At 53.3% G+C, this 26,062-nt stretch carries 25 protein-coding genes; 16 read left to right on the top strand and 9 right to left on the bottom strand.

Annotated features, from left to right (window positions below; translation table 11 throughout):
* Nucleotides 1-7: 7 nt before the first annotated feature.
* Together ACNY69_RS11335 and ACNY69_RS11330 are read right to left on the bottom strand one after the other, a co-directional pair.
* Nucleotides 8-514, bottom strand: a complete 507-nt coding sequence (locus ACNY69_RS11335) for a phage regulatory CII family protein (RefSeq protein WP_418798348.1) — start codon at nt 512-514, stop codon at nt 8-10.
* Between the two features lie 30 nt (nt 515-544).
* Nucleotides 545-766 carry a regulator gene (locus ACNY69_RS11330; protein WP_418798345.1) on the bottom strand — a complete coding sequence of 74 codons (222 nt, stop codon included), beginning with the start codon at nt 764-766 and terminating at the stop codon, nt 545-547.
* 108 nt (nt 767-874) lie between these two features.
* Between ACNY69_RS11330 and ACNY69_RS11325 the strand changes: the two genes are divergently transcribed.
* The 5 genes from ACNY69_RS11325 to ACNY69_RS11305 all read left to right on the top strand — a co-directional run bounded on the left by ACNY69_RS11325 (nt 875) and on the right by ACNY69_RS11305 (nt 5,270).
* On the top strand, nt 875-1,459 hold the full coding sequence (locus ACNY69_RS11325) for a phage repressor protein CI (protein WP_418798344.1): 585 nt from the start codon (nt 875-877) through the stop codon (nt 1,457-1,459).
* A 6-nt stretch (nt 1,460-1,465) separates the two neighbouring features.
* Complete coding sequence (locus ACNY69_RS11320; protein ID WP_418798342.1) at nt 1,466-2,377, top strand: hypothetical protein; 912 nt, start codon at nt 1,466-1,468, stop codon at nt 2,375-2,377.
* Between the two features lie 2 nt (nt 2,378-2,379).
* A complete protein-coding gene (locus ACNY69_RS11315) occupies nt 2,380-3,405 on the top strand; it encodes a phage integrase (protein ID WP_418798340.1) in 1,026 nt (341 codons plus the stop codon).
* A 10-nt stretch (nt 3,406-3,415) separates the two neighbouring features.
* A complete protein-coding gene (locus ACNY69_RS11310; protein WP_418798339.1) occupies nt 3,416-4,267 on the top strand; it encodes a hypothetical protein in 852 nt (283 codons plus the stop codon).
* A 403-nt stretch (nt 4,268-4,670) separates the two neighbouring features.
* Nucleotides 4,671-5,270, top strand: a complete 600-nt coding sequence (locus tag ACNY69_RS11305; RefSeq protein ID WP_418798338.1) for a hypothetical protein — start codon at nt 4,671-4,673, stop codon at nt 5,268-5,270.
* Between the two features lie 472 nt (nt 5,271-5,742).
* Here ACNY69_RS11305 and arsH read toward each other — a convergent pair whose 3' ends face one another.
* Nucleotides 5,743-6,441: an arsenical resistance protein ArsH gene (gene arsH / locus ACNY69_RS11300; RefSeq protein ID WP_293774465.1), complete on the bottom strand. Its 699-nt coding sequence runs from the start codon at nt 6,439-6,441 to the stop codon at nt 5,743-5,745.
* A gap of 86 nt (nt 6,442-6,527) precedes the next feature.
* Here arsH and ACNY69_RS11295 point away from each other — a divergent pair, with 86 nt between their 5' ends.
* The 4 genes from ACNY69_RS11295 (at nt 6,528) to ACNY69_RS11280 (ending at nt 9,094) form a co-directional block, all read left to right on the top strand.
* Complete coding sequence (locus tag ACNY69_RS11295) at nt 6,528-6,848, top strand: transcriptional regulator (protein ID WP_111141359.1); 321 nt, start codon at nt 6,528-6,530, stop codon at nt 6,846-6,848.
* A gap of 45 nt (nt 6,849-6,893) precedes the next feature.
* The gene (locus tag ACNY69_RS11290; RefSeq protein WP_293774462.1) at nt 6,894-8,183 is read left to right on the top strand and encodes an arsenic transporter; all 1,290 of its coding nucleotides are present in this window, start codon (nt 6,894-6,896) and stop codon (nt 8,181-8,183) included.
* A gap of 12 nt (nt 8,184-8,195) precedes the next feature.
* The gene (arsC, locus tag ACNY69_RS11285) at nt 8,196-8,621 is read left to right on the top strand and encodes a glutaredoxin-dependent arsenate reductase (RefSeq protein WP_064365669.1); all 426 of its coding nucleotides are present in this window, start codon (nt 8,196-8,198) and stop codon (nt 8,619-8,621) included.
* A gap of 272 nt (nt 8,622-8,893) precedes the next feature.
* A complete protein-coding gene (locus ACNY69_RS11280) occupies nt 8,894-9,094 on the top strand; it encodes a hypothetical protein (protein WP_111141357.1) in 201 nt (66 codons plus the stop codon).
* A 44-nt stretch (nt 9,095-9,138) separates the two neighbouring features.
* Here the strand turns inward: ACNY69_RS11280 and ACNY69_RS11275 are convergent, their stop codons facing one another.
* A complete protein-coding gene (locus tag ACNY69_RS11275; protein WP_146240873.1) occupies nt 9,139-9,417 on the bottom strand; it encodes a hypothetical protein in 279 nt (92 codons plus the stop codon).
* A gap of 488 nt (nt 9,418-9,905) precedes the next feature.
* Nucleotides 9,906-13,568, bottom strand: coding sequence for an autotransporter outer membrane beta-barrel domain-containing protein (locus ACNY69_RS11270; RefSeq protein ID WP_418798336.1), 3,663 nt, complete (start codon nt 13,566-13,568; stop codon nt 9,906-9,908).
* A 24-nt stretch (nt 13,569-13,592) separates the two neighbouring features.
* Here ACNY69_RS11270 and ACNY69_RS11265 point away from each other — a divergent pair, with 24 nt between their 5' ends.
* From ACNY69_RS11265 to ddlA, 6 genes are all read left to right on the top strand, one after another.
* Nucleotides 13,593-13,820 (top strand): hypothetical protein, encoded by a 228-nt coding sequence (locus ACNY69_RS11265; RefSeq protein ID WP_111141355.1) that lies wholly within the window; start codon nt 13,593-13,595, stop codon nt 13,818-13,820.
* A gap of 582 nt (nt 13,821-14,402) precedes the next feature.
* Complete coding sequence (locus tag ACNY69_RS11260) at nt 14,403-15,092, top strand: DUF1120 domain-containing protein (protein ID WP_111141354.1); 690 nt, start codon at nt 14,403-14,405, stop codon at nt 15,090-15,092.
* 63 nt (nt 15,093-15,155) lie between these two features.
* Nucleotides 15,156-15,833, top strand: a complete 678-nt coding sequence (locus tag ACNY69_RS11255; RefSeq protein ID WP_158527496.1) for a fimbria/pilus chaperone family protein — start codon at nt 15,156-15,158, stop codon at nt 15,831-15,833.
* 17 nt (nt 15,834-15,850) lie between these two features.
* Nucleotides 15,851-18,211: a fimbria/pilus outer membrane usher protein gene (locus ACNY69_RS11250; protein WP_293774454.1), complete on the top strand. Its 2,361-nt coding sequence runs from the start codon at nt 15,851-15,853 to the stop codon at nt 18,209-18,211.
* Nucleotides 18,208-18,759: a DUF1120 domain-containing protein gene (locus ACNY69_RS11245; RefSeq protein WP_111141351.1), complete on the top strand. Its 552-nt coding sequence runs from the start codon at nt 18,208-18,210 to the stop codon at nt 18,757-18,759. Before ACNY69_RS11250 ends, ACNY69_RS11245 begins: the two co-directional genes overlap by 4 nt.
* A gap of 93 nt (nt 18,760-18,852) precedes the next feature.
* Nucleotides 18,853-19,950 (top strand): D-alanine--D-alanine ligase, encoded by a 1,098-nt coding sequence (gene ddlA, locus ACNY69_RS11240; protein WP_111141350.1) that lies wholly within the window; start codon nt 18,853-18,855, stop codon nt 19,948-19,950.
* Between the two features lie 20 nt (nt 19,951-19,970).
* Here ddlA and ACNY69_RS11235 read toward each other — a convergent pair whose 3' ends face one another.
* The 4 genes from ACNY69_RS11235 to ACNY69_RS11220 all read right to left on the bottom strand — a co-directional run bounded on the left by ACNY69_RS11235 (nt 19,971) and on the right by ACNY69_RS11220 (nt 25,139).
* A complete protein-coding gene (locus ACNY69_RS11235) occupies nt 19,971-21,392 on the bottom strand; it encodes a GGDEF domain-containing protein (RefSeq protein ID WP_293774452.1) in 1,422 nt (473 codons plus the stop codon).
* A 250-nt stretch (nt 21,393-21,642) separates the two neighbouring features.
* Nucleotides 21,643-23,118 carry a SulP family inorganic anion transporter gene (locus ACNY69_RS11230; RefSeq protein WP_111141348.1) on the bottom strand — a complete coding sequence of 492 codons (1,476 nt, stop codon included), beginning with the start codon at nt 23,116-23,118 and terminating at the stop codon, nt 21,643-21,645.
* On the bottom strand, nt 23,115-23,750 hold the full coding sequence (locus tag ACNY69_RS11225; protein WP_293774449.1) for a carbonic anhydrase: 636 nt from the start codon (nt 23,748-23,750) through the stop codon (nt 23,115-23,117). Before ACNY69_RS11225 ends, ACNY69_RS11230 begins: the two co-directional genes overlap by 4 nt.
* Before the next feature lie 579 nt (nt 23,751-24,329).
* A complete protein-coding gene (locus ACNY69_RS11220) occupies nt 24,330-25,139 on the bottom strand; it encodes a 5'-nucleotidase, lipoprotein e(P4) family (protein WP_111141346.1) in 810 nt (269 codons plus the stop codon).
* Between the two features lie 106 nt (nt 25,140-25,245).
* On the opposite strand from ACNY69_RS11220, the gene ACNY69_RS11215 reads away from it, so the two are divergent.
* A complete protein-coding gene (locus ACNY69_RS11215) occupies nt 25,246-25,977 on the top strand; it encodes a purine nucleoside phosphorylase YfiH/LACC1 family protein (RefSeq protein WP_418798330.1) in 732 nt (243 codons plus the stop codon).
* Nucleotides 25,978-26,062: the final 85 nt, after the last annotated feature.

The following is a 26,062-nucleotide window of genomic DNA, read 5'->3' as shown; positions in this document are numbered from 1 at the left end:
ATTTACCTCACACAACGATGCCAGGCATTGAAGCGCTAACCACATCAACGGCAGCAGCCAACACCGGCACAGTTTGAAAACGACTCTCAACGGAATAGACGAGCAAAGACAGGCTGCGGATAGCATCACTGGCTTTGTTAAGGATCTGATTGCGGCGCGCAACGGTCATCTTTTCCGTTGAAACCGCTTCCCCGGCGATAGCTCCGACGCTGGCCACAGCAGTTAATGCACAAAACTGCATGTTTTCAGGTCTGGCGTTGTTTACCGGCACAGAAGGCTGACAATTAATCTGACGCAGAAGACCATCCAGAATGGTTGGGTCTTCGGTGAGATCAATGATCGCCAGCAGTTCAGGTAAGGTCAGTTGGTGCGACTGATCCGGGTTCAGCTTGTTACGCAGTGTGGCCGGTTGCATTCCTGCTTTTTTAGCCAGTTCTGTGACGTTGTGTGCCAGTGAAAACTGACGGCAGGCATCATCAAGATGGTTTCGTACTGAAACTTTATAATCGTACATGATTCGCACCTTACGAATTGATAGCCTGGATTACGCCTGAAGCGAAATACGGCATTCGCTTAATGCTTCAACAGTAAGAGCTGCCATGTTGACCTCTACTCTCGCACGCGGTTTATCCCCTTTTCCGCGAATAGGTAAGCGGCCATCACGAACCATATCGCGGGCAGTTCCCATAGCGATGCCTGTTAAGCGGCAATACTCCTCAAGGGGTAGGTAGGGCGTAGGGATGGTGATTGTAATGTTAGGGCGCATAGGGCAAACTCCTGATTCGTTTGAATGCAGCAACATTCAACAATATTCACGTTTATCGAACTTACAACACGGAGACTAATTCGACTTAATCGAATTTGCAACCAATAAATGCGAGATAATGGAAAATTTGCCCTACCAACTGATAGCGCATTGGTCTTAGATCGTGTTTGTGAGGCTTACGGCTTCGGCACATCCCTGCAGCTGGCAGATCATTTAGAAATGGCTGCAAGTAGCATGTCAGCCAGGAGGAAGCGCGGCACCTTTCCGGCGGATATTGTTGTGCAATGCGTACTGGAAACCGGGGTTAGCCTTGAATGGCTAACAAGTGGTGCAGGCAAAAAGTTTGAAGATGATTCCTCAGATATACTGAATCTGCCTCGTAAAAAACTTATCGGCGGGAAGCTATTCGATTCAGGCTTTGTAATGCTTGATAAAGCCTTCTTTCGCGAAGGTGCCCCGTTACCTACAGATGCGTTTTGTCTATTGGATGAAAACGCGCAATATATTATTGATAAGAAATTCTCTGAAATTTTTGATGGAGAGTGGTTGGTAAATATTGAAGGTAAATTAAGCGTTAGAACTTTAGGTCGTATTCCCGTTAGAAAAATCAGAGTCAGCGGAATCGGCATGGCTTTTGATTGCAACATCGATGATATAGAAATCCTTGGAAAAATCATACTTAGAATCAATTAAGGAAACATGATGGCTGCGAAAGATAAACCAATGAAAATCAGCAACGAGTCGTCTGATAAAGAAGATTCGCACAAAGTTTGCTTTGTAATAATGCCAATTGCAGATCATCCTAACTATGAACCTGGACATTTTAAAAGGGTTTACGATAACTTAATTGCCCCAGCTTGCAGACAGGCTGGTTACGAACCTATTAGAGCAGATGATAACTCTTCATCAAATATGATCATGCACGATATTTTACTAAATATCGTCAAGAGTGAAATGGTTATATGCGACTTAAGTACCAATAATGCAAATGTTTTTTACGAACTAGGTTTAAGGCAGGCGTTTAACAAAAAAACAGTATTGGTGACAGATGGAAGAGAAAAAACCCCCTTTGATTTATTGGGTTTCAGGTACCAACTTTACTCACCATCTTTGAGAGTCGATACTGTAAGGGTTGAGGTAGAACGCATAAGCTCAGCCTTAACGTCAACAGAAAACATGCAAGCTAACGAAGTAAATTCTATTGTTAAGCTTTTAGAGATTGACTCCGCGAATATTGAAATAGTACAACCTAACGAAAACCAGGCTTTTATGTTGCAGATGTTCAATTCTTTAAGTGCGCAAATATCCAATTTATCACAGCCTTTGCCAGATAACAGCGTTAGAGTATTGCGAAATGGAAAATGGATTTCTGCAAATGAGGCAAGACATGCAGGAATATCAATTCCAGTTGTTTCAAATCCAGATTTTTTGAGTTTAGAAAGTGACAAGAACCTTGCATTAGAAGAAATGGAATTTTATTACAAGGATAAATATATTGGTAACTTTCAAGGATACTCAAACGGTAATAGTGAAATTAACTTCATAAGCAAAGATGGAACGATGAACTTCCAAAACAATGCATATTTTAAATCAAAAATATTCAAGGCTTAGTTTTGTCAATAAGAAAAAAACCTGACGGAGGCTGGCTATTAGATTTTTATCCCGAAGGAAAACCTAAAGGGAAAGCCAGTAAACGCATACGTAAAAGTTTCACTACTAAAGGAGAAGCAATAGCATACGAAAACTTTGTTATGGAAAACTTAGTTGAAAAACCGTGGCTTAATGGCAAAGAAGATCGTCGGATGCTATTCGATTTAGTGACCCAGTGGTACGAAGAGCATGGAGTCACTTTAGACGATGGTGAAAAGCGCCAGAAAGCAATGCTCTTTGCATGTGAAAGCATGGGCAATCCGTCTGCACATGAGTTTAACTCAACTATGTTTTCGGTTTATCGTAAAAAAAGACTGTCAGGTGAAATAGCGAGAACGGCACGGGTCCAAAAAGTTTCACCGCGAACTATGAATCTTGAACTAGCTTACTTTCGTGCCGTCTTCAATGAGCTGAAACGGCTCGGACATTGGAAGAAGGATAACCCTCTAGGAAATCTTCGTCCTTACAAATCGGAGGAATCAGAGTTAGCCTATTTGGAAGCAAATGAGATCGAGCGGCTTCTTATGGAATGTAAAAACAGCCGTAACTCTCACGTTTACCATGTGGCATATCTGTGCCTTGTTACTGGGGCAAGATGGGATGAAGCAGAGTCGCTTACAACAAAGCAGATCAGAAATTTAAGAGTCACCTTTATAAAAACAAAAGGCAATCGCAATCGGTCCGTGCCAATTAGCCAATCTGTTTATGACAGCATTCCGAAACCCGAAAAAACCGGCCGAATTTTTGATACCTGCTATTCAGCTTTTCGCAGTGCCGTAAAGCGTGCCGAACTGGATTTACCTGATGGTCAGCTTTCGCACGTTTTGAGACACACCTTTGCATCTCACTTTATGATGAACGGTGGGAATATCTTAGTGCTTCAACGGATATTAGGGCACACTGATATTAAGATGACTATGCGCTATGCACATTTCTCCCCTAACCATTTAGAGGATGCTGTAAAATTTAATCCTATGTCAAACCTATAATGGAAAAAACATGAAAAAAATGATTATTGTTGGATTATCTTTATTTTTTTTGAGCATGGCATCTCCTATTTTTATTTACACATGGTTTTTTAAAGATCATGAAATATCAGGAAACACAGGTGACTGGGGTGATTTTGGGTCATATTTATCAGGTACAGGTGGATTATTACTATCTGCACTTAGCTTTTTTGGATTGTTAATTACACTGATAATAACCATTAAAAACAATGAAGAAACCAAAGAAACATCAAAAACTACGCTTAAAGAAACCAGAGATAATTTTGAAAGGCAAATAAAATTACAAGAACAAGCTTACAAAACTGAAAAAACGATGCGCACAAGAGAATACCATCAAAATTACATTCAACTACTTGTTGAATCGCTAAATGAAAAACTTGATAAAAAAAGATACTATATCACCGACCCTCAAACTAAAGAAAGCTATATATTTGATGAAGACAGCTTTTTAAAAAATGCTTTCGGCTTGTATGATAAGATACTTGCTGAGGACAAAGAAAATAATAAAGTTTCAGGGATTGAGAGCTTTAGAATTGGTACAGCTTTAGACTGCTGGTACATATTCGAAAATCATCTTTGGACAAAATACCCCGAAGAGATAAGTATCATAAAAAAACTTGTTGATATAATTAATCGAGAAGAATCTATTGAAGTAAAAAAAGATTTAATTCATCTATTTCATGCTGGCACCAATAGAGATAGAACATTTTGGCTTCTGATTTATACATTTCATCGTATAAACACATTTGAAGAACTCTTTTGGGAAATTCCGGAGTTATTAGCTATGCCCGAGCGAATGATGAACAACCCCCCACCATTACAGAGGGCTGGTTCAACGGGATAGCAAAATGTCCCCTTTTTGTCCCTCCAGAACTCAAAAGCTCAATAACCACCAATAACATTCATTATAATATTTTCATGAAAATCATTAAGTTATTGATATTAAGAACATGAGCACCGTTCTCATAATCGCTTGGTCGCTGGTTCAAACCCAGCAGGGGCCACCAAATAAAACAAGGAGTTAGATGAGAAATCGTCTGACTCCTTTTTCTTTGGGCGCGAATCAGGTGATGTAGTGGGGGACGTAAGTGAATGGCTGGGTGACGTAAGTAGTGTGGGTTTAAATGTCTGCCTGGCCGGTGCCAGAAACCTGATTTCCTTTTTCGAAAAGCCTGACAGCCATCCTGATTCAATCATTAAGACAGCCTTATCTGAACCATCCCAGGATTGCAGGTCAAAAACAAGTTATGAGCTTCGATGATTCCATTCAGCAACTGCGTAATGAGCAACTTGCGCGCCGGTCAGATACAGAACGCTACATCAGTGTTAAAGCTCTTTTTGAACAGCTCAAACAGCGTTATCCAGATCAGAGCTACAACGCCCTGTGCCTTTTAACGCTGAAAAAGTATCGACGTTCAGAGCATCAACCTTCGCTTTATTGGTTCAGATATGAAAGCTGGTATGACACTCCACCCGTTGCCCCATACCAGCTCCTGGATAAACATGGCGCGCCAAACATTGGTGCTCCTGACTATTATCCTAATGCCGAGGCGGCACTGCGGGCGGTAAGTGATGAGGTCATGAATATTGATAAGCTGGCTGATTATGGTTTTCTGCGGACAGAAATTGCTGACGCGCCTGGAGTTCCGCTTGATACTGCAAGGCCAGAAGCACTGATGTTTGAACAAGATACACTGGATTTGAAAGCTGAAAACGTGGCACTAAAAGAAAAAACTGAGGCGCTGGAAAAACGTCTGGCTGCCCCTATAGAGAAAGCCGCCCGCCAGTATCTGTTTAACTTTCCCATTGGGCTTTTTGACCCAATGTTGATTAAACCCTGGATGTGATTGTTCAAGGCTGTCGCTGAAGAATATGATCATGAATTCTGATCACTGGATAATGATCAAAAGCGTTGAACGGTAAACAACGCAATGATCAGAATTTGAAAACGCTAACATCAGCTTTCGTATATAAAATGCACATGTTTTGGCTGGCGTGGAAAAGACATACACCTTGTGTTTTAACTTAGTGAACCGCTCTGGAAATGAGCGGCAGTTAGCACTACAGGCGCTTGATGATGAAATGCCCGGCTTTGCATACGGCTGTGCGTCTACATAAGGCAGTAAGCTGTTGGTAGTGAAAAACTCTGAGGCGAAGTTCACAGACCTACTGCCCGTTGATTAAAACATTATGGTGTCAGTGATTCCTTGCAAAATTCCACTATTCGCTCTCAGAAGATGTACCCGGTTGAAAGTCCGCTTTGTGCCAGAAGCGGACGTTGTTGAGTTCACACAGCATGAACTCATGAAAACAGGAACGTCATATTTTGTCTTGATTAACGCGGGATGAAAGCTCCTCATGGCTCTCTTTTCGTTCACTGTAGCGATCGGCAAGGTAACCGGTCTGTCCCTTCAGTATGAGGGTAATTTTAAACAACTCTTCGGCGACATCGACGATACGATCGTACCAGGACGAGGGTTTCATTCTCCCGTTCTCATCAAATTCCTGCCATGCTTTGGCAACTGAAGACTGGTTGGGGATCGTAAACATCCGCATCCAGCGTCCCAGAATTCGCATCTGGTTCACGGCGTTGAAAGATTGCGAACCGCCGCACACCTGCATGACCGCCAGAGTTTTTCCCTGGGATGGGCGAATGGCTCCTTCGCTTAAGGGAATCCAGTCGATTTGTGCCTTCATCACGGCACTCATTGCCCCATGCCGCTCCGGGGAACTCCACACCATCCCGTCACACCACCTGACCAACCCGCGCAACTCGGTGACTTTTGGGTGCGTATCCGGGGCGTCGTCCGGCAGGGGTAAACCTGAAGGGTTAAACAGTCTGACTTCCGCTCCCATCGCCTCCAGCAGGCGACCTGCTTCTTCTGCTGTAAAACGACTGTAAGAACGCTCTCTTACCGAGCCATACAGAATCAGAATGCGTGGCGGCTCATGGAGCTGCAGACGTTCAGCAATATGCTGATCGAAGCAATCAGCGTTCAGGGCAGGAAAGTGCTCCATTTTTTCTCCTTCGGGTGGCTCTGGTGATTTCAAAATAAACACATATGATTTAACATATATGTATTCTAAAGAGAACGGAGTAATAAATGCTACAGCCTGTTCAGCTTTTTAAAATCCTGTCGGATGAAACCCGGCTCGCAATTGTCATGCTTCTCCGGGAGTCGGGCGAACTGTGCGTATGCGATATATGTGCGGCTACCACTGAATCACAGCCTAAAGTTTCCCGTCACATGGCTATCCTGCGTGAGGCTGAACTGGTACTGGACCGCCGGGAAGGGAAATGGATTCACTATCGTCTCTCACCGCACATGCCTGCATGGGCCGGCGAGACGATAACGACGGCATGGCACTGCCTGCGCGATGATGTGCGTGAACGACTGGAAAAATCCGCATGTACTTCTTGCTGACAAGCTTAATCACATACACATAAGCATATATAAAGGAGTCTGAAAATGTTTCTGGCAGGAAGTATCTTTATACTCACGCTGGTCCTGGTCATCTGGCAGCCCAGAGGCCTCAGCATTGGCTGGAGCGCAAGTATCGGAGCCGCGCTGGCGCTGGGAACGGGAGTCATCCACTTTGAAGATATCCCTGTCGTCTGGAATATCGTCTGGAATGCAACAGCGGCGTTCATTGCGGTAATCGTCATCAGCCTGCTGCTCGATGAGTCTGGTTTCTTTGAATGGGCCGCACTGCATGTTTCCCGCTGGGGTAACGGGCGCGGTCGCCTGTTGTTTACGTGGATAGTGCTGCTTGGCGCTGCTGTTGCTGCGCTGTTTGCTAACGACGGTGCAGCACTGATACTGACACCGATTGTGATTGCGATGCTGCTCGCTCTGGGGTTCAGCCAGGGAACGACACTGGCATTTGTCATGGCTGCAGGATTCATCGCTGATACCGCCAGCCTGCCGCTGATTGTCTCTAACCTGGTAAATATTGTCTCGGCGGATTTCTTTGGCCTGGGCTTTACGCAGTACGCCTCGGTGATGGTTCCTGTGAATCTGGCAGCCATTGCTGCCACGCTGGTCATGCTGCATCTCTTCTTCCGCCGCGATATCCCTGCCAGATATGACGTCTCACTGCTGAAGACTCCTGGCAGTGCGATTAAGGATCCTGCGACGTTCGGGGCTGGCTGGATTGTTCTGCTGTTCCTGCTGGTCGGTTTCTTTGTTCTTGAGCCGCTGGGGATCCCTGTCAGCGCTATAGCAGCAGTTGGCGCAGCGGTGCTGTTCGTGGTGGCAAAGAGGGGCCAGGCCATTAATACCGGGAAAGTGCTTCGTGGTGCGCCCTGGCAGATCGTGATTTTCTCGCTGGGTATGTATCTGGTCGTCTATGGCCTGCGTAATGCCGGACTCACTGAGTATCTTTCTGCCGTACTCAATATGCTGGCAGACAACGGTTTATGGGCCGCCACGTTCGGCACCGGCTTCCTGACTGCCTTCATGTCGTCGGTGATGAACAATATGCCGACGGTGCTGATTGGTGCGCTGTCCATTGACGGGAGTACTGCGACTGGCGTCGTCAGAGAAGCAATGATTTACGCCAATGTGATTGGCTGCGATTTAGGTCCCAAAATTACCCCAATCGGGAGTCTGGCAACCCTGCTGTGGCTGCATGTACTGGCACAGAAAAACATGAGCATTACCTGGGGATATTACTTCCGGACAGGCATAATTATGACCCTGCCGGTGCTGTTCGTCACTCTGGCCGCGCTGGTATGGCGGCTCTCTATCACTTTGTAATGAGATACTGATATGAGCAACATTACTATCTATCACAACCCGGCCTGTGGTACTTCACGTAACACGCTGGAGATGATCCGTAATAGCGGCACCGAACCAACAATTATTTATTATCTCGATACGCCACCGACACGAGAAGAGCTTACCAGGCTGATTTCAGAAATGGGGATTTCTGTACGTGCATTACTGCGTAGGAATGTTGAGCCTTATGAGCAATTGGGTCTGGATGAAGATAAATTTTCTGATGCGCAATTGATCGATTTTATGCTTCAGCACCCGATCCTGATTAACAGGCCAGTAGTAGTGTCACCGTTAGGGACACGACTTTGCCGTCCCTCAGAAATTGTGCTGGATATTCTCCCTGAAGGTCAGAAAGGTTCTTTCACCAAAGAGGATGGAGAAAAGGTGACTGATGAGGCAGGAAGACGGTTTAAGTAACCTGGCTAGTTCACATTAGCGGACACCGGGCGTCCGCTCCTCGCTCTTAGCGGACCTTTGCCTGCTCGCAGACCGCTTTGTGCCATAAGCTGACGTTGCTCACATCCAGGTATGCTTGTTCACGGGGAAAAATGGTTTGAGCCGCTGTTAGAAACACTCTATTACCGGCTCTTAAGGTTTATGAAGTTATCAGCTTCCCCGCTGCTGGCAAAGTTACCTCGCCCACATAACATGGTGCTATATTTACAGCTGCTTCGTTCATCGGAGGAGTTATGGATTCGGGCGATGATGACAATAAAAAAGCATTAGAGCTCATTGGTAGCATTATTCGCAGGCTGCTCAGCCAGAAAGCCATGGCACGGAAGGATGATCTGATAAGTGCACTAGAGCTTCTGAGCAAGAGCACCATTGACAACCAGGTGCGGGAAACCAGCATAAGAGCAATTCAGATGCTGCGTCAGCGGGTGCATTGAACTGGTGAGGCGGGATATACCCGGTGCATTGAATATTCCAAAAACTACCAGTACACCATGCTACTCTGGCCAGAAATAGTGCGCGATAAACTTTTTATTTCAGTACAACATTTATCGGAATAGATGGCTGCAGTGATAAGCCTGCTGATCTGCCGGATTGCTTCTTTAATAGATTGACGACGGTCTGCCTCAGTTTCAATCTCAAGCATCTGTGTCAATTGTCGGACCAGGGCGCGCGCGCCGACGTAATCGTCGTTCTCAAGCAGCGTAAATGTGGCTTCGCCAATAATGATATTGACCTTTTCTTCTTCACTACCGGACATACTAACCTTCCTGTTACATAACCGTAGATGTCCGTCGCTGCGGATAAATAGTACTGCATTTGCACGCTCATCACTGATGTCTGTTTTTTTAGTAGCAACCCTGCCCTTGCTGAAATTATGAAATCACACCTGTCTTGAGTGTAACAGAGCAAGGAAAGCCTGCCCGAAGTTTAATCAGCTCAGTAATACTTTATTCTAAATACCTATTAAACTTATGATTTTATTGAGATAAAATGTTCTGCGCTTTAGTCTTGTTAAGACTTTTTTGTACAAGAAGCGCATTGACCTGCTTCCCATTAATTTCCCTGATGATGTCAGTAATGTCCGCTTTTCGCTCATCACGGACGCGGCTCTTTCCGGCAATCATTCGGTTCAGGCTGCGGCGGTCAGCCACAGTCTGCTAAACAACAGCAACGACAGTAAGTTTCAGGGTGAAAAAACACCATAAAAAAGGCGCCCGCAGGCGCCTTCTGATTCTGAGTGTTATGTCAGAAACTCACCTTCAGGCCCACCATCGCGCCGGTGTCCGAGTAGCCGCTGCCGCCCATCTGCTGCGCCACGTTGCCCCAGAGGTTCACGCCGGGCTTCAGCTGCCCCTCCACGCCGAGCTTGAGCTCGCCCAGGTTGCGCGTCCCCTTCTGGCGCACGTCCACGCCGTTCAGCTTCACGCCGTAGGGTTTGGTGTTCGCTATCCAGTTCACCTCTGCAAAGGTCTGGAAGGTGCGATCTTTGCCCTCATCAATGGCGCTGTGGCCCTTGATGAAGGCCCGCACGCCGAGGCGCGTCTGCACACTGCCCTCGCCCGTGCCGCTGACCCGCGTGCCGTTCCCCTCACGGATGTCGCCTGCCTTCACGCCCGACCATGTTACCTGTGCCTTCGGCTGAACGTAGTAGCTTTCACGCGCGTTCTTTTCGCCGAGTTTCCAGGTGTAGCCGCTCTCCACTGAGGCCGTGATGCCTTTTGACTTATAAGACTCCGGTGCCAGCGAGTCGCCCTGCACGCTGTTGTCAAACCAGCTGTACTGCGCCCAGGTGTCCACGTACGCGCCGGTCTTTTCCGCGTTGTCCTGCAGCCAGGTGCCATACAGGCCCGCGCTGTAGCCGCGGATGCTGCCCTTCGCCGACTGACCACTCACGTGGTTCTGCGTGCTGCTGTGCTGGTTGGCGTAGCCCGCCATCACGCCCAGGTGATACCGATCTGCGCCGTCAGAGCTCCACTGCGCCACGTCGCCGCCGAGCTGCATCACGTAGCGGTTGGCCTGCGTTTTCTGCTGGCCGCTGCTGTCAGAGAAGCGCGTATGCCCGCCGGTGTTGCGCAGCCACATGCTGGTCACCTTCTGCTCGCCAGTGACGGCGTCCGTATAGTGCGTTTCGCCGAGCCGGTCGTGCAGGCGCGTGCTGAACAGGGTGTTTGCCGCCGCCAGGTTCGCCGCGTAGGCGCCCGCCTCCGGACGGTAGACGCGCACGACGTCGTCATCGTTCTCTCCCGGCGTGCCGCCGCCACCGTTACCGCTTTCGCCGCCATCCTCTTTCACGGTATTGCGCAGGTACCAGTTCGCGCTGTTTTCCGCGTCGCCGCGGGCCAGATGATACTCATAAGCACCGGCCACGATGCGCCCTTCCTGCGTAAACTCGCCCTCTGACTTACCGCGGACCGTGATGACCTCAATACCGTCAATGGTGCTGGCACCGCTGCCGCCGGCATTGTTTACCGCCACCGCGGTGCTGCCACGGGTATCACCGTCAACCAGCAGGCGGTCTGTGAGCGAGCCGTCGCCGCCGAGTGCGGTGTTCAGCACCAGGCGCCCGCCGCTGCCGGTATAGTCGCCCTTCACGTGCAGCAGGCTGCCCGCCGCGCCCGGCTGCGCTACCATCAGCGTGCCGCTGCTGGTGAGGTCGCCGCCGACTGTGAAGTCCGTGGCTCCGGCCACCGCGCGCGGTGCCGGACCCAGGGTGCCCAACTGCAGGGTGCCGGCATTGTTTACGTCGCCTGCCGTGCCGCCGAAGCCGCCAAACACCGCACCTGCTGCCACGTCCGTGCTGCCAGAGGCCAGCGTCACCGCCTGCCCGGCGGTACCGAGCTGCAGTCCGCCCGCGTTCACCGCGGTGCTGCCGGTGTACTGCGCCGCCGGATTGCTTAAGGTCACCACGCCGCTGCCGTTCTGGGCCAGCGCGCCGCTGCCCGTGATGCTGTTTTCCAGCAGCCAGCCGGCAGCACCGTTCAGCTTAAGCTGCCCCTGATTAGCCACGGCGGCCGTGCCCAGGCTGTCTGCGCCGGTGGCGGTGAGCGTGCTGCCCTCCGCGACAGTGAACTCTCCGCCGAAGTCGCGGTTATCGCCCGTCAGCACCACGTCGCTGCCGTCACTGAGCGCCACCTTACCGCGGCCGCTCAGCTGATTAATCAGCCCGCCGGCCGCGCGTTTCAGGGCCAGCAGGCCGTCGCTGACGATGCCGCCCGAGCCCAGTCCCTGCACGTCGTCAAGCTCTGCCGCCGCGCCGCCCGCAATGGAGGTGGTGGCAGTAAGTCCGGCGTTGCTGCCTTTTACCGTCAGCGTGCCGCCGGTTACGCTCAGTGCGCCTGCGCCCCGCAGGCGGCCCTCCGCTGTGCCGCCCTGACTCACCGTCAGGCTGCCGCCGTTCAGGTCAGTGAGTGAACCTGCTGCGGTGTTCAGCATGCCCACCGTCTGAGTGTGGCCGTTCATATCAAAAGCCGTGCCTGCGGCCAGCGACAGCTCAGACGTCTGCCCGAGCACGTTATCATTGCCCATCTGCAGCGTGCCGCTGCGCACGTCCGTGCGCCCGGTGTAGCTGTTGCCGGCGTTTGAGAGCGACACGGTCTGGCCCGCGCCGGTGTCAATCGCCAGGTCACCGCGGCCGCTGAGCGCGGCGCTCAGGTCCGCCGCGCTGCCGGTCAGCCCGCGCGCGTCCAGCACCAGCGCGTCGCTGCCGGCGCTCAGCAGGTTCAGCGCCGTGAGGCCGTAGTTTACGTAGAGCACGTCCTGAGCCGCACCGCCGGTCAGGCGGTAGTCGTAGGTGGCGTCCGCCACGGACAGGCCGTTCTGCGCCACCTGCGTGTGCAGCGCGTCGCTGATGACGCTGCCGTTCTGGTCCTTCAGCACCAGGCTGCCGCCGCTGCCGGTGACCGCGCCGTCGCTGCCCGCCAGCTTCAGCAGGGTGTTCGCGTCGTCCTGTGCCATCAGCGGCAGCGCATCCGGTGGCAGCACCGGCGCATTGTCCACGGTGCCGGCATTCACCTGCACCGTGCCGCGGCCGCTCAGGTCCAGCAGGTTCGCGGTCTGCACGCTGCTTTTCGCCGCGCTTTCGCCTGGCGTACCGGTATTGAAGGCCACGGTGCCGCCGTCAAAGGCGAGCCCGCCGGTACGCTGCACGCCGTCCGCCACGCTCACGGTGCTGCCCGCGCCCGCCAGAAGACGGGCAGCGGCCAGCGCCTGCGCGTTCAGGCCGCCCAGCGCGAAGGTGGCATCCGTCAGCGCCAGGGTACCCGTAAAGTCCCGGCCCGCCATGGCGGCGTTGTTTGCGGTGAAGTCAAAGGTGCCGCCTGCCGCGTCTGCCGCAACGGTTCCTGCGCCGCGCATGAAGCTGTTAAAGGCCGTATCGCCCGCGCTGCGGATCCGCAGCGTGCTGTCGCCGCTGAGGGTGTACCCGGTGCCCGCCGCGTCGTTCCGTGCGTCACCGAGCGGCAGCAGCGTACCGTCAAGCGTAAGCTCAGAGCCGCGCGACAGCGCCACCGCCTCAAAGCCCGTCAGGGTTGCCGGGTCGGTGACCGTCAGGACGGAGTCACTGAGGTTCAGCGTGTCCGCACCCGCGCCCGCCTGCAGCGAACGGAACAGCCCGGTGTCGGACGGGCGGATGCCGCTCAGGTAAAAGTTGTCACTGCCGCTGCCGGTCGTGACGTCGTCCGCCGTGCTGCTGCCCTCCAGCGTGACGCTGTTGTTGCCGTCCGCAAGCCCGACCCGTCCGGTGATGTGGCCGCCGCGCGCGTTGGTGAAGTTGAGGTAGCTGCCGGCCGCCACGCGCAGGGCGTCATAGGCCGCGCCCGCCGCCTGAATAGTGCCTCTGTTGACAAAGCTGCTGACGCTGGCGCCGGAGACGTCCACCACCGCCGAGGTCAGGGACTGCGAGGTCAGCATCCCGGCACCTTTCAGGATTTAGCCTTGATAATCAGAGTTGATACTACAAAGCATTTCTTCATCAACCAGAGAAGAGATAATGTTCTATTCCGGCTGACCATTCTCGCTGCGACCGCTTACCAGATAGTCGGCAAAACTGATGATGCGGGCCGCAAACCGGCTGTCCATGTTGCCATGGCGCTTTCCGACGGTGTCAGGCTGGAAACGATTCAGATTTTATTTAAGTTTACAGAATGGCATTCAGGATCCTGAACGTAGCTGGGAGGGAGTGGAAAGCATCTTCCATCAGCTCAAACAGGGTTTGGCTGCCGCAAGCGTAGTTATGCTCCTTTTCAGGCTGTGAGAATGGCCTGAGCACAGTCGTAAGAAAGCCGTCAGAAATCAGGAAATCGCTGCCATCAGATTTTTTGTCAAAAAAACAACTTTTCCTGCCGTTTTCGTGTCAATAATAAACAGGCCGATCGCACAGGCAACACATTTCCCGCTAAAAACGCTGCAATATCCCTCTCATATCGCCGCTATTTTAACCTGCGCATTATATTATTGAACCGCTTTTTTCTGATAAGTAAAAAAACAGAGCTCTTTTATAACACACTGCCCAGAATAAAAATAACTTTGCCGCCCAGCTAACTTAACCATTAATAAACGAATATGTTAGCCTATTGACTCTGGATTAATAAATTGATTCAGAAAAAATTAATCAACACTCAATCCGGCCTTTGTAAATAAGGAGAAACTGTTTCACGCACCTTTATTTACACTATATTGCGCGTTGATTAACAAAAAAAAGAGTTCGATAAAATCACTATTACCATCATTTAATTGAGAAATATTATGCGTAAATTACTTTTAAGTACCGTTATTGCAAGTACTCTGGCATCTGTCAGCTTTGCCGGACAGGCTGCTGAATCAGCAACCCTCACAGTGACAGGCACAATTACGCCTGCCACCTGCGATGTTTCTCTGAGCTCACCCTCTATTTCATTTGGAAACATTGCTGCGTCAACGCTTACAGATGATGTAAACCCTAAAGCGGGTGGTAACGTTACCCTGAATGTCGATTGCGACGCAGCGGCGGCTACTGCCATTCAGACAACTGACAACCGTGCTTCCAGCGCCATGACTGGCACTGAATTGAATGATACGATGAAAGTCACTATTACGGATTTAGCGGATAGTAATATTTTTGGTTTAGGCACTGACAGCGCACAGTCAAAAATCGGTGTACTGCTGCTCGGCATCAATGCAGCGACATCCGATGGTCAGGCTAATAGCAATCTTGTTGTCAGCAGTGATAAATCCGCATGGAGCTCGCAGGCCATTGTTGAAGGCAGCAATCAGATTTTGGAAAAAAATGGTTACTTCGGTCTGGCGTCTGCTGCTGATGCAACCTCACCAGCTGCTTACACCAAATCAACCTATACCATTTCTTCACAAATGCTTCTGAAAAAAGCAAGCCTTTACCCTTCAGGTGAAGCAGTAAACCTTGACGGAAATATTACCTTTTCTGTGGTTTATCTTTAATCCTTATTTAATTATCGCGAAGGCTGTATAGCCTTCGCGATATCTCTTCAGGAGGCATATACATTGCTTAAATCTCTCTCTCTTGCTGCTTCGTTATTTCTCATTTCACATTCAGTTCTGGCTGCGGGCATGAAACCAGAGGTGCCTGTACTGTTTCTCAACGACGAGACGCGTGAAGCCACTATTACGGTTCTTAATACCGACAATAGTCCGGCTCTGCTGCACAGCAGCCTGCAGACCATCGCCGAAGACAAGGAAAATAAACTGATTATTACGCCACAACTGGTGAAAGTTGAAGGGGGGAAAAAGCAGCAGATACGGGTGATACTGAAAGATGGCATCAGGCTTGATAAACAAAAAATGCAGCGCATTGATTTCGTCTCTATCCCGCAGGATGACGGCGAAAAAAATCGTGCCCGCATTCTTATTGGTCAGAATATCCCGGTGATTATCTCTCCTGGTAATTTGCCCTTAAATACAACCCCCTGGACCGGCCTTAAATTCCAGCGCAGCGGTTTGTCGCTGAACATTGAGAATCCTACTCCCTATATCGTCAGGCTCACTAAGCAGGTCGACCTGCTGCCGGGTAACGCCACAGTGGAGCTGAAGAAAACCTATATTCTGCCGGGTGAAAAAATCACTCTGCCCCTGCCTGCAGTCTCCGGGGGGATCAAGTCTGTCCGGCTCCACCCCGTCACCCGCTATGGGATATTAACGACGCCGTATGAAGCACAGTTATAAGCTGCTTGCTGAAGACGATGAAAAGATTTCTGTTACTCAGCCTGTTTATCTCCCCGGTTACTACGCTGGCGGCGGGCGGCTATGACCAGGAGATGCTAAAAGCGCTGGGCTACGATGCCAGTGCGGCAGAGCTGCTTGATGCCGGCAGCCATTTTCTTCCTGGTGAACAGCCCGTCAATATCGTCGTCAACAGGCAGAGCAAAGGCGTACATATCCTGACGTTTGATGAGGCGGGTAATCCCTGCTGGTCAGAGACACTTCTGCAGGCGCTGGGCATCAACCCTGAACGCTTTCGTCGTGTCGATCATGATGCCTGCCTGCACTTTCCAACAGAGTCTCCCATCCTGATGGAGCAAAAGGTCGATCGCAGCACTCTCGAACTTAATGTGCCAGCCAGCGATCTGCTGAGTGACCTGCACTACTCTCGCGGCGGCAATGCCCTGATCGTGAACTACGATGGCCAGCGCTATCAGTATCAGCCGCGTGCCGGCGCGAGCCATACCTCCCAGGCACTGACCTCTGAGGTGGGCGCGAACATCAATAACTGGATTTTTCGCAGTGGGCAAAGCTACGCCAGTCTGGATGAGCAGCATCAACTGACCCGACTCTATAGTTATGCGCAACGCTCTGTCCCCGGCTGGTCTTCAGTGATACAAATCGGTGAAATCACGGCAGGCGGCTCACTCTTTCCCGGCATTAACCTGCTGGGTGCTCAACTCACGCCAGAACGCGGTTTACAGAATGGCGGAGGCCGGAGTGTCTCACTGGATCTGCTGGTACCTCAGGCAGGCACGGCCGAAATCTGGCAGGGGGGCATTTTGCTGAAGACCTTTCAGGTCACGGCGGGCATGAATAAGCTGGATGATATTCCGGCCATTAACGCATCAGATGATTTTGAAGTCATCACCCACGATCAGGCTGGCAATCGTCAGACACAGTCCATTCCTTATATTCAGGCCCAATCCACGCTCGCGCTGGCAGATGCCGGCCCCTCTCTGGGCGTGGGCCGCCTGCGGTTAACCGACGATCGGTTTCCACTGGTGGTAGGTTCGGCGGGGCTTTTTCAGAATCACGTTATGGCGCTGACGGCCGGAGGCGTGCTGAGCGAAAACTATCAGGCCGCCTCCTGGCGCACGACGCTGCGCCTGACTGAACACCTGATGACCTCAGTGACGCAGATAGCCTCGCAGACTCAGGATGCGGTCGGGAGTGAACGTAAAAAACAGGGTCTGAATCATCAGATCAGCCTCAGCGCGGGCGTCACTCCCCGACTGTCACTCACCTCTTCGGCCAGCTTCCGCAGCCGGGACTACATGGATCCGGGCAGCTCGTGGAGTTCGAAAAAGACCAGTGAGCAGACGGGGCAGATGAAGTCACAGTATGCTATTGGAGTGAGCTACAACCAGCCTCAGCTTGGCGTATTCTCTTTTTCCGGCAGCCTCTCTCAAAGCTGGCAAGGTTCAGAAAATGTGGGCTATATGTTCAGTTGGGGCCGCGCCTTTGGCAGCGTCAATGTGAACCTCGGTATCCAGAAAAACCGGCTCTCACTCGATGAGCGCCGCAGCGATAGTCGCTACTTTTATCTCAACCTCTCCGTTCCTCTGGGCAACAGCAGCATGCGCAGCTGGGTCAGTAACAATGATCGTAAAACCCGGGCAGGAATCGGTTTTGACAGCACGCTGAATGACAAATTTTCCTGGAGCCTGTCCGGTGAAAAGAGCCAGCAGGAAGCGGCCTCTATAGCCGGTTCAGGGACCTGGACTACGAAGTACAGCCAACTGAGCGGTGGTGCATCGCGTAATGAAAACAGCACCAGCTACAATCTTGGCGCTCGCGGCGGTGCAGTGCTGCACAGCGGCGGCCTGACCTTTACCCCGCGAAAGGTGGGCGATACCTTCGGCATTATTTCCCTCAACAGCCCACAGCCGGATGTGAAGATACGTACCCCGGGCGGAACGGTATGGAGCGATCGCCAGGGCTACGCTATCGCTTCATGGACGCCCTGGCAGAAGAATAGCGTGCAGATCGAAAATCAGAGCCTGCCTGAAAATGTCCAGGTCATCAGCGGGATCGCGGATATCACGCCTTATCGCGGTGCGGTTGTGCCGGTTGTGCTCCCCGCCTTTACTGTGCGCCGTGCACTGGTGAGCTTCCCGGCGGATGAAGGCCCGGCACCGGGCGCGCCGGTGAAGAATGGCAAAGGCACTCTGGTCGCCTTTGTGAATGAAGACGGCACGCTCTTCTTCGACGATTTGCCGGATGAGCCGCTGTTCAGCCTGGGCCGCAACGGTGCGTCCTGTTCACTGAACATCGTCACGCCCTGGTATAACGAACCCGGCACCCTTTATGCTTCCCTTTCAGCGAGATGCGACCCATGAAACAGCAATCAGCTCTGATCCTGCTGCTGGCCCTCAGTGGCCTGTTTATAACCACCACTGCCTGTGCAGCCTGCGCGATTCAGCTTAGCGACCCTCAGATCCACTATGGCGACGTGACTCGCGGCGAACTGCTTTCACGCCCCGGCAACTCGTTCGCCGCCACAGAGTTGCGCATGGGTGAGGAGCGTGAAGCTGACCTTACCGTGATCTGCGATCGTCCGTCGTCGCTGGCCCTGACGTTCAGCGCGCGGGGAAAAGACAGTGAGAGCTATGCGTTTGGCGAGCAGGGTCGCGCGACGCTGACCCTGCATGATGTGACCCTCGACGGCCATCCGGTCATGATCGACAGTGCCGGCAGGCAGGCGGCGGAAATGGCCTTTAGCGGCAATAATCCCCTCCGTTTTCTGCAGGAGGGCCAGCCCGCGTCAGGCACGACGTTGCGCGCAAAAGTGACGATAAATACCTGGCTGCCGGCCGCTGTTACCCGCGTTCGCGAACGGCAGCAGTGGCAGCTGAACGGCAGTTTTCTGGTCAGCAGCGAAGGCTAATCCACCGGGCGTAATTATCTGCCGCTCTGCCCTGTTTTCCCGCGCAAAGCCCATGCTATCTTGTGGTTTTGATTTTTTCAGTGGGCAAAATTGATGACAAAGTTGCGGGTAGGGATCGTGTTTGGCGGGAAATCGGCTGAGCATGAGGTGTCGTTGCAGTCGGCCAAAAATATCCTTGAGGCGATCGATAAAACCAGATTCGATGTGGTGCTGCTGGGCATCGACAAGCAGGGACAGTGGCACCTTAACGATGCGTCAGACTTCTTACTTAACGCGGAGAATCCGGCGCTGATCGCGCTGAATTCTGCTGCCGAAGCGGTGGCGCTGGTGCCGGGTCAGACACAGCAGCAGATCATCACCCGTCACGATGCCCATCCACTGTCGCAAATCGATGTCATCTTTCCGATTGTTCACGGCACGCTGGGCGAAGATGGCTCCCTGCAGGGTCTGCTGCGCATGGCTTCGTTACCCTTCGTCGGTTCCGATGTGCTGGGGTCCGCCGTCAGCATGGATAAAGATTTTACCAAGCGCCTGTTACGCGATGCCGGGCTGAAGGTCGCGCCGTGGCTGAGCGTCACGCAGGCGCAGCGCGCGCAGCTGGACGCAGAGGCCGTGATTGCCCGCCTGGGCCTGCCGCTGTTTATCAAACCGGCCAACCAGGGTTCATCGGTAGGCGTCAGCAAAGTGAACTCGCCTGACGAATTTGAGGCGGCGCTGGCGCTGGCCTTCTCCTTTGACCGTAAGGTGCTGATTGAACAGGGCATCAAAGGCCGGGAGATCGAGTGTGCGGTGCTGGGTAACGACGCCCCTGAAGCCAGCCCGTGCGGTGAAGTGGTGGTGCATGACGCCTTTTACTCTTACGACACCAAATATATCTCTGAAAGCGGCGCACAGACGGTCGTTCCGGCGGCGATTTCCGCGCAGACCAGCGAGGCCATTCAGGCCGTCGCCATCCGGGCCTTCACTGCGCTGGAGTGCTTTGGCATGGCCCGCGTCGATGTCTTCCTGACTGACGACGGTGAGATTATCGTCAACGAGGTGAACACCCTGCCCGGCTTCACCAACATCAGTATGTACCCGAAACTCTGGCAGGCGGCCGGACTCAGCTATCAGGATCTGATCAGCCGCCTGATCGATCTGGCGATAGCACGTCACCAGCAGGCCAGCACCCTGAAAAGCAGCGTCAGCTGATCCCAGCCGGCGGCGTGGCGTTATGCCACGTCGCTGGTCATGGCCTGCTCGCCGACCGGGGAGGTCTGATTGCGGCCATTGCGTTTCGACAGGTAGAGATTTTTGTCTGCGGCGGAGATCAGCCGGTTGATGACGCGATGCCACTCTGCCGCCCTGCCCGCCCGGCCGTGCGCCAGCCCCAGGCTGATGGTCACCGTCACCTTACTACCCTGCAGCCAGAACTTCTCTTTCGCCATCTTCTGCCGGATCGCCTCTGCCAGAAAGTAGAGCTTGTCCGGATTCTGATCGAACAGTATCACCACAAACTCTTCGCCGCCAAAACGGCAGATGCGTCCCGCTTTGCCCACGACGCGCTGCATCCGGCGGGCGATCTCTTCCAGCACGCTGTCGCCCGCATCATGGCCAAAATTGTCGTTAATCGTTTTGAAGTAGTCGACATCAATCAGGATCACGCCTGCCGTGCGCGCCGGGTTAATCGGCTCGGCATGCAGGCTTTCATAGAGACCCGAACGCGACAGCAGTCGGGTCAGGAAATCGTAGTTTGCCCGCAGCGCCAGCCGCTCATTCAGCTGGCGGATCGCGTCCATGCTTGCAGCCACGATCAGCGGACTGATCGCGATAGTCGCCACGCCGAGTCGTGCCGAGGTGAGATGGCTGACTGGCAGCAGATTGTCATCACCCTGAATATTCATCAGCCCGTGTGACACCAGGATAATCTCAGTAATACCGGTCAGCAGGATCACCAGGCTGGTCAGCGGCATCGGCAGCACAACGGCGCACCAGACCAGCGCCGGAACCGGAAAGGTCAGGCTGCCCGCCCCGCCCATCATCGCGCCGATGATCAGCGACAGGACCACCGCGATGACAGGGAAGAGTTTGCCTAGCTCCCTGAACTGCCGGGGCGACAGCGACGACCAGTCGCGCGTCAGCAGAAAAGGCAGCAGCATCAGCCCGGTAGAGAACTGCTCGCTGAACCACTCACCCCATGCTGTCGCCAGTCCGGTATCAAAGTCGGCCTGCTGAGCCAGTGCTCCCCAGCTGGCACAGGCCAGGGCCGCCAGCAGACAGGCCGGAAAAATGCGCAGTACGCTGGTAATACGTTCGCTGCCGGAATTGTGCTGAAGATGTTTCACCAGCAGCAGTACCGCCACCAGCACAAACAGCAGATTCGCCAGGTTGAGCGTAAACGCGGTCAGCGCCCAGCCCGAAAAAACGGTGTCGTTAAACACCATCGCGGCAAAGCTGGCGAGGTAATAGCGGGTCTGATGCAGAAAGGGATGGCGAACGATGATGCCGGTGATGATCGCGTTGACCGGCCAGAATAGCGACAGCTCCTGCGGAAAGCGCAGGTGTCCGCCAATAAAGCAGAATAGCAGCGTGATTAAAAACAGCGAAAAGGCATTCTTCTTAGCGTTGTGCTCTTCAAACAGCTCTATACGCATACTTCCGGACCTTGTTGCAAAGAGGCGTTTCCACATCAGCCTGAACAGGCGCGTGGTGTCAGAATAATTACATCCTGGGGACCCGCTGTATCATCCTGCGATAAAACACCACTTAATGGGTCAATCCGGGAGGTGACTGATACCCGATGACGCCAGCAAATGGGGGCTTATTATGCCCTGCATACAAAAAAATCGGATATCCGGGATATCCGATTTTTGCTGTTATGACACCCTGTCTTTACGCTTAACGCTATTTTACAGCCACCGGCCATTGACTCAGGCGGATACCCCTTTTATCGGCATTATCGCCGAAATCTTTAAGCACCGCTCTGACGTCGGGATCGATATATTCTGCATTATCGTTATCCACGATGACCACGCTGTTCTCCGGGATCTCATCCAGCAATCCCTGCAGCTTTGGATTGTGCATAAAGGTCAGGTTCTGCTGAAAGCGCAGTACATAGTGGTCGTCGTAACGGGTAAGCTGCAGCGCGTTGCGATGGCTCTTATAGATGCTGCAGAGGATCTGCGTGGCGATCCCGATCCCGATGCCGGCCAGCATACCCAGCGTGATGATCCCGACGATCGTCGCCAGAAACGGTACGTACTGCTGCGGGCCCATCCGGAACTGCTCAACAAAGAGACGCGGCGTCGCCAGTTTATAGCCGGTGTAGAGCAGCACGGCGGCCAGGCTGGCCAGCGGGATAGCGTTCAGCATCTCGCTGAACCACATACCGCAAATCAGCAGCAGCAGGCCGTGAATGAAAATCGACAGCTTCGTCTGCGCGCCTGCGCTGACGTTGACCGAACTGCGCACAATCACTGCCGTGATCGGCATGGCACCCAGCAATCCGGCGGTCAGATTACCAATCCCCTGCGCAAACATCTCTTTGTTAGGCGACGGCGCAGGCGTCTGCGGACGTAACTTTTTCAGCGCCTCCTGGCTCAGCAGTGTTTCCAGGCTGGCGACCAGCGCCAGGGTAACGGCCACCACCCAGACCTGCGGATTCTGCCAGGCCATCCAGTCGGGCGTTTCCAGTCCGGCCATCAGCGCAGAAACGCTGTCGAAGGCAGGCAGCGAAATGCGCGCCAGACCGCTGGCGAGGTCAGGAAAGAGTCGCCCACCGACGACCGTCGCCAGGCAGCCGGACAGTACGGCTATCAGCGGACCGGGGATCCAGGCCAGCGCTTTGATCCGTTTGATCGGCCCGGTGGTCCAGAGGCAGAGGATAGCCAGGCCCGCCCCCGCCACGGCTATCGCGGGCAGTGAAAAGGTCATTTCACCCGTCACCAGCGACACCAGTTCCGCATCGCCTGCCGCACCAAACGCCACCGGGATCTGCTGCATGATCAGCAGCAGACCAATCGCCGCCAGCATCCCCTTGATGACGCTGCCTGGCACCAGCGAAATAAAGCGCCCGGCGCGCAGTAGCCCGAACAGGCACTGCAGCGCCCCGGCAATGATCAGCGCAGTGAGAAAGGCGGAGAAGCTGCCCAGCGATGCCATTGAGGCGACGACGATAGTGACCAGACCCGCCGCCGGACCGCTGACGGCAAACCGGGAGGGACTCAGCGACGTGACCACCAGTCCGCCAATCACACCCGTCAGCAGACCGGCAAACGGCGGCAATCCACTCGCCTGGGCAATCCCCAGGCAGAGTGGTAAGGCGACCAGGAAAACCACCAGACCCGCCGGGATGTCGCGGCGCAGGGTATCGAGGTTCATAAGGAAGGCTCCTCTGCAGATTGATGGATCAGCTCTTTAAGATGGCCGGATCGCAGGTCATATACACAACCAAACACCGCCAGTTCCTGGCCCGATTGCCAGATTTGCCGGACCGGTCCGGCGTTCACCAGTCTGGCGAACTGCGCTTTGACGTTCGCTTCAACCAGCCGGTCGAGCCGTTCAGCCGTTTCGGCCTGCGGCGACGGGTTCTCTGCCAGCTCTGTCTCAATATCCTGACGCAGCCTGCTGATGCGCCTAGCCAGCGCACTCTCCTGGCCGTCCAGCACGCTGCCCGGCAGATTCAGCGCGGCCTCCACCCCGCCGCAGCCGTAGTGGCCGCTAAGAACAATGCGTTTCACGCCGAGAAAAAAGAGGGCGTACTGCAGGACGCTGAGTAAATTGTCATCCTCTTCAATCACCATGTTGGCGATGTTGCGGTGGACAAAGAGTTCGCCAGGCTGGGAGCCGGTCAGGACTTCGGCAGGAACGCGGCTGTCAGAGCAGCCTATCCAGAGTGAGTGCGGTTTTTGCTGATGAAGGAATTTTTTAAAATAGTCCGGATTGCGCTGGCGGCGCTGTAAGGCCCAACTGCGATTTTTCGCTAATAAGGGTTTAAGTGTCGTCACAATCATCTTCTCTCTACTACCGGGATGTCGCATCCTGGCTGACCACAAAGTGTTTCGGCTGACCGGTAAAGGGTAAGCCGCCAGGTAAATAAGAACTGAGTCACAGAAAAAGGTTATAGACGTTAACCATTATCAATGCACGAGCAATATTTCACAGCGCATTAACATCGCTTCGTTTGTCAGTAAGATGTCAACAAGAGTCAGTTACAAGTAAATTTAATTCAGCACACGATTCTGGATGAAATATAAATTACTAGTATTTTTATCATTTAAATCATTAAGTTAAACAATCACAGATTAATAAGTAAAGTTAGTGCTGACAAATAAATACAAGCAGTAACTCAGGGGATATTGTTTATTCTCAAAATCAGCCGGACTTTTATTAGGATTGCTCTTAATTAAAAAATTAACCATTAGCACAATTCACCAGCCTGATTGAAGGTAGCCAGTTTAATCCACCTGATTTGAGTTAAGAATAAAGCGGGAGATAATTAATTTAATTTGCACGGATATAGTGACGGAAGTTAGTAAATCAGGGCCGGAAATTATCAGAGCCTGAACGCTCAGGCTCTTTTTCTTGACGAATTATTTACCGTTCCAGCTCTGCAGGCGCGACTCCCGCACCGACAGCTGCTGTTCCGGGGTCAGCTTGTTGTAGTTTTCCGCCATGCCGCTCTCCCAGTCACCGTAGAGCGGGTTCGGCAGCACAATGAACTGCGTACCAAAGCGCTGATGGTTAAGGTTGACGAAATCGCGCCGCTGCTGATTCCCCTGATGCCAGGTGGCCCCACCGAAATCGTTGAGGTTATCCCCTACGTAGAGCACCACGTTATAGCCGGCATGTTTAATGGCATCGAAACGTGCCTGTTTGTTGGAGCTGTCGCTATTCAGACGCACTGTTTTTTCGCTGACCTCAGGGAAACCGAGCTGCTGCATATTGGCGACAGTGGCGGCGTAATCTTTCTGGTCGCGGTTCGAGACATAGAACAGCGTGCCGCCGTTTTGGGTGACATGACGGGCGAACTCAACGGCGCCGGGCACCGCTTTCGCCTGCCGCGCCTGCGTCCAGGCTGACCAGGTTTTGCTGCTGAACGGCTGACCGTTCTTCGCCTGCCACGCGCTGTAGGCGCTGTTATCCAGCATGGTCTCATCCAGATCGACAATGACCGCTTTAGGTTTGCCGGTCAGCGAGGGCGCCTGATCAAAAGCCATGCGTGCAATATTAAAAGCCTGCCAGGTCAGCGCCTGATATTCACCAGACTGCTGGAACCAGTTGGCCGCCAGCACCGATTGCTGGCCCAGCTGCTGCTGCGCGGTCTGCTGTGCCGAGGGAGCACAGCCGGTCAGTAACAGCGCGACCAGACCGGATGCAGCGAGTGTTGCGGAGGTTTTCATCATTTCATCCTTAATGTGAGAAAGGGCTTGGGAGAAGCTTCAAAAATGTAGCAGTTAACGTAAGCTGTGGGCAGCCCAACGCATGCTGTTATAACAGGAGATTCTTATGGCCGTGAACCCGCACTCGCCGTTGCTCGACGCGCTGACGTGGCTCGATTACGCGTTTCAGCCCGCCGGTGAGCCGCCGCCCGCCGATGCCGCCTATGGTCATCAGCGCCACAGCGCGACCGTGGTCAATGACAGTGAGAACATTCCTCCCAAAAGCTGCGAGTCAGATGGGGTGATCGCCAGCGGAACGCGTCCGGTCGCCGTTTACACGGCGGATTGCCTGCCCGTTCTGTTTGCGGATCGTGAAACGCGGATCGTGGCCGCAGTGCATGCCGGACTCAAGGGCACGCTGGCGGGCGTCCTGACCCGCGCCGTGGAAAAACTGTGTGAACAGGGCTGCACACCGCAGAATCTGGTGGTGGCGATCGGCCCGGCAATGGGGCCCTGCTGCTACGAGCTGGCTGAACCGCAGCTGACGGCGATCGCGCAGGATCTGGCCTTCACCCGCGGGCTGCGCTGGCATCAGCACCAGCCGGTCAATCCGCTGGCGCAGCGTCCGCAGGCCACTGCCCGGCAGCAGGGCGTCTGGTTCGATCTGCCTGCGCTGGCGACACAGTTGCTGCTGGAGGCAGGTGTGCCAGCCTCGCAGATCGACAACGTGAATGTCTGTACCTACTGCATGGCAGAGAGCGGCTCCAGCTACCGCTTTAACACCCACTCTGGCAGCGGCTATCGCTCACGCTATTCGTGGATCCGCCAGCGCCCCTCACCGGACGATGCGGCGCGATAACGGTGCTGGCGCTATCGGGCTGACCGCACGCAGGCGGAAGGCCCGTCTCTGTGACCCTGACCGGCTCGCCGCCTGCCGCTGTTTT

Source organism: Pantoea graminicola (assembly GCF_048452665.1).
Classification (GTDB): domain Bacteria; phylum Pseudomonadota; class Gammaproteobacteria; order Enterobacterales; family Enterobacteriaceae; genus Pantoea.
This window is presented reverse-complemented; position numbering and strand designations above follow the sequence as displayed.

Excerpts from the sequence above, each read along its gene's own strand:
- ACNY69_RS11215 (WP_418798330.1), top strand. The coding sequence starts at position 25,246 with ATGGCCGTGAACCCGCACTCGCCGTTGCTCGACGCGCTGACGTGGCTC.
- ACNY69_RS11320 (WP_418798342.1), top strand. The coding sequence starts at position 1,466 with ATGATGGCTGCGAAAGATAAACCAATGAAAATCAGCAACGAGTCGTCT.
- ACNY69_RS11270 (WP_418798336.1), bottom strand. The coding sequence starts at position 13,568 with ATGCTGACCTCGCAGTCCCTGACCTCGGCGGTGGTGGACGTCTCCGGC.
- ACNY69_RS11305 (WP_418798338.1), top strand. The coding sequence starts at position 4,671 with ATGAGCTTCGATGATTCCATTCAGCAACTGCGTAATGAGCAACTTGCG.
- ACNY69_RS11225 (WP_293774449.1), bottom strand. The coding sequence starts at position 23,750 with ATGATTGTGACGACACTTAAACCCTTATTAGCGAAAAATCGCAGTTGG.
- ACNY69_RS11230 (WP_111141348.1), bottom strand. The coding sequence starts at position 23,118 with ATGAACCTCGATACCCTGCGCCGCGACATCCCGGCGGGTCTGGTGGTT.
- ACNY69_RS11275 (WP_146240873.1), bottom strand. The coding sequence starts at position 9,417 with ATGTCCGGTAGTGAAGAAGAAAAGGTCAATATCATTATTGGCGAAGCC.
- ACNY69_RS11260 (WP_111141354.1), top strand. The coding sequence starts at position 14,403 with ATGCGTAAATTACTTTTAAGTACCGTTATTGCAAGTACTCTGGCATCT.
- ACNY69_RS11250 (WP_293774454.1), top strand. The coding sequence starts at position 15,851 with ATGAAAAGATTTCTGTTACTCAGCCTGTTTATCTCCCCGGTTACTACG.
- ACNY69_RS11335 (WP_418798348.1), bottom strand. The coding sequence starts at position 514 with ATGTACGATTATAAAGTTTCAGTACGAAACCATCTTGATGATGCCTGC.
- ACNY69_RS11280 (WP_111141357.1), top strand. The coding sequence starts at position 8,894 with ATGGATTCGGGCGATGATGACAATAAAAAAGCATTAGAGCTCATTGGT.
- ACNY69_RS11325 (WP_418798344.1), top strand. The coding sequence starts at position 875 with ATGCGAGATAATGGAAAATTTGCCCTACCAACTGATAGCGCATTGGTC.
- ddlA (WP_111141350.1), top strand. The coding sequence starts at position 18,853 with ATGACAAAGTTGCGGGTAGGGATCGTGTTTGGCGGGAAATCGGCTGAG.
- ACNY69_RS11235 (WP_293774452.1), bottom strand. The coding sequence starts at position 21,392 with ATGCGTATAGAGCTGTTTGAAGAGCACAACGCTAAGAAGAATGCCTTT.
- ACNY69_RS11310 (WP_418798339.1), top strand. The coding sequence starts at position 3,416 with ATGAAAAAAATGATTATTGTTGGATTATCTTTATTTTTTTTGAGCATG.
- ACNY69_RS11290 (WP_293774462.1), top strand. The coding sequence starts at position 6,894 with ATGTTTCTGGCAGGAAGTATCTTTATACTCACGCTGGTCCTGGTCATC.
- arsH (WP_293774465.1), bottom strand. The coding sequence starts at position 6,441 with ATGGAGCACTTTCCTGCCCTGAACGCTGATTGCTTCGATCAGCATATT.
- ACNY69_RS11245 (WP_111141351.1), top strand. The coding sequence starts at position 18,208 with ATGAAACAGCAATCAGCTCTGATCCTGCTGCTGGCCCTCAGTGGCCTG.
- ACNY69_RS11220 (WP_111141346.1), bottom strand. The coding sequence starts at position 25,139 with ATGAAAACCTCCGCAACACTCGCTGCATCCGGTCTGGTCGCGCTGTTA.
- ACNY69_RS11330 (WP_418798345.1), bottom strand. The coding sequence starts at position 766 with ATGCGCCCTAACATTACAATCACCATCCCTACGCCCTACCTACCCCTT.
- ACNY69_RS11295 (WP_111141359.1), top strand. The coding sequence starts at position 6,528 with ATGCTACAGCCTGTTCAGCTTTTTAAAATCCTGTCGGATGAAACCCGG.
- arsC (WP_064365669.1), top strand. The coding sequence starts at position 8,196 with ATGAGCAACATTACTATCTATCACAACCCGGCCTGTGGTACTTCACGT.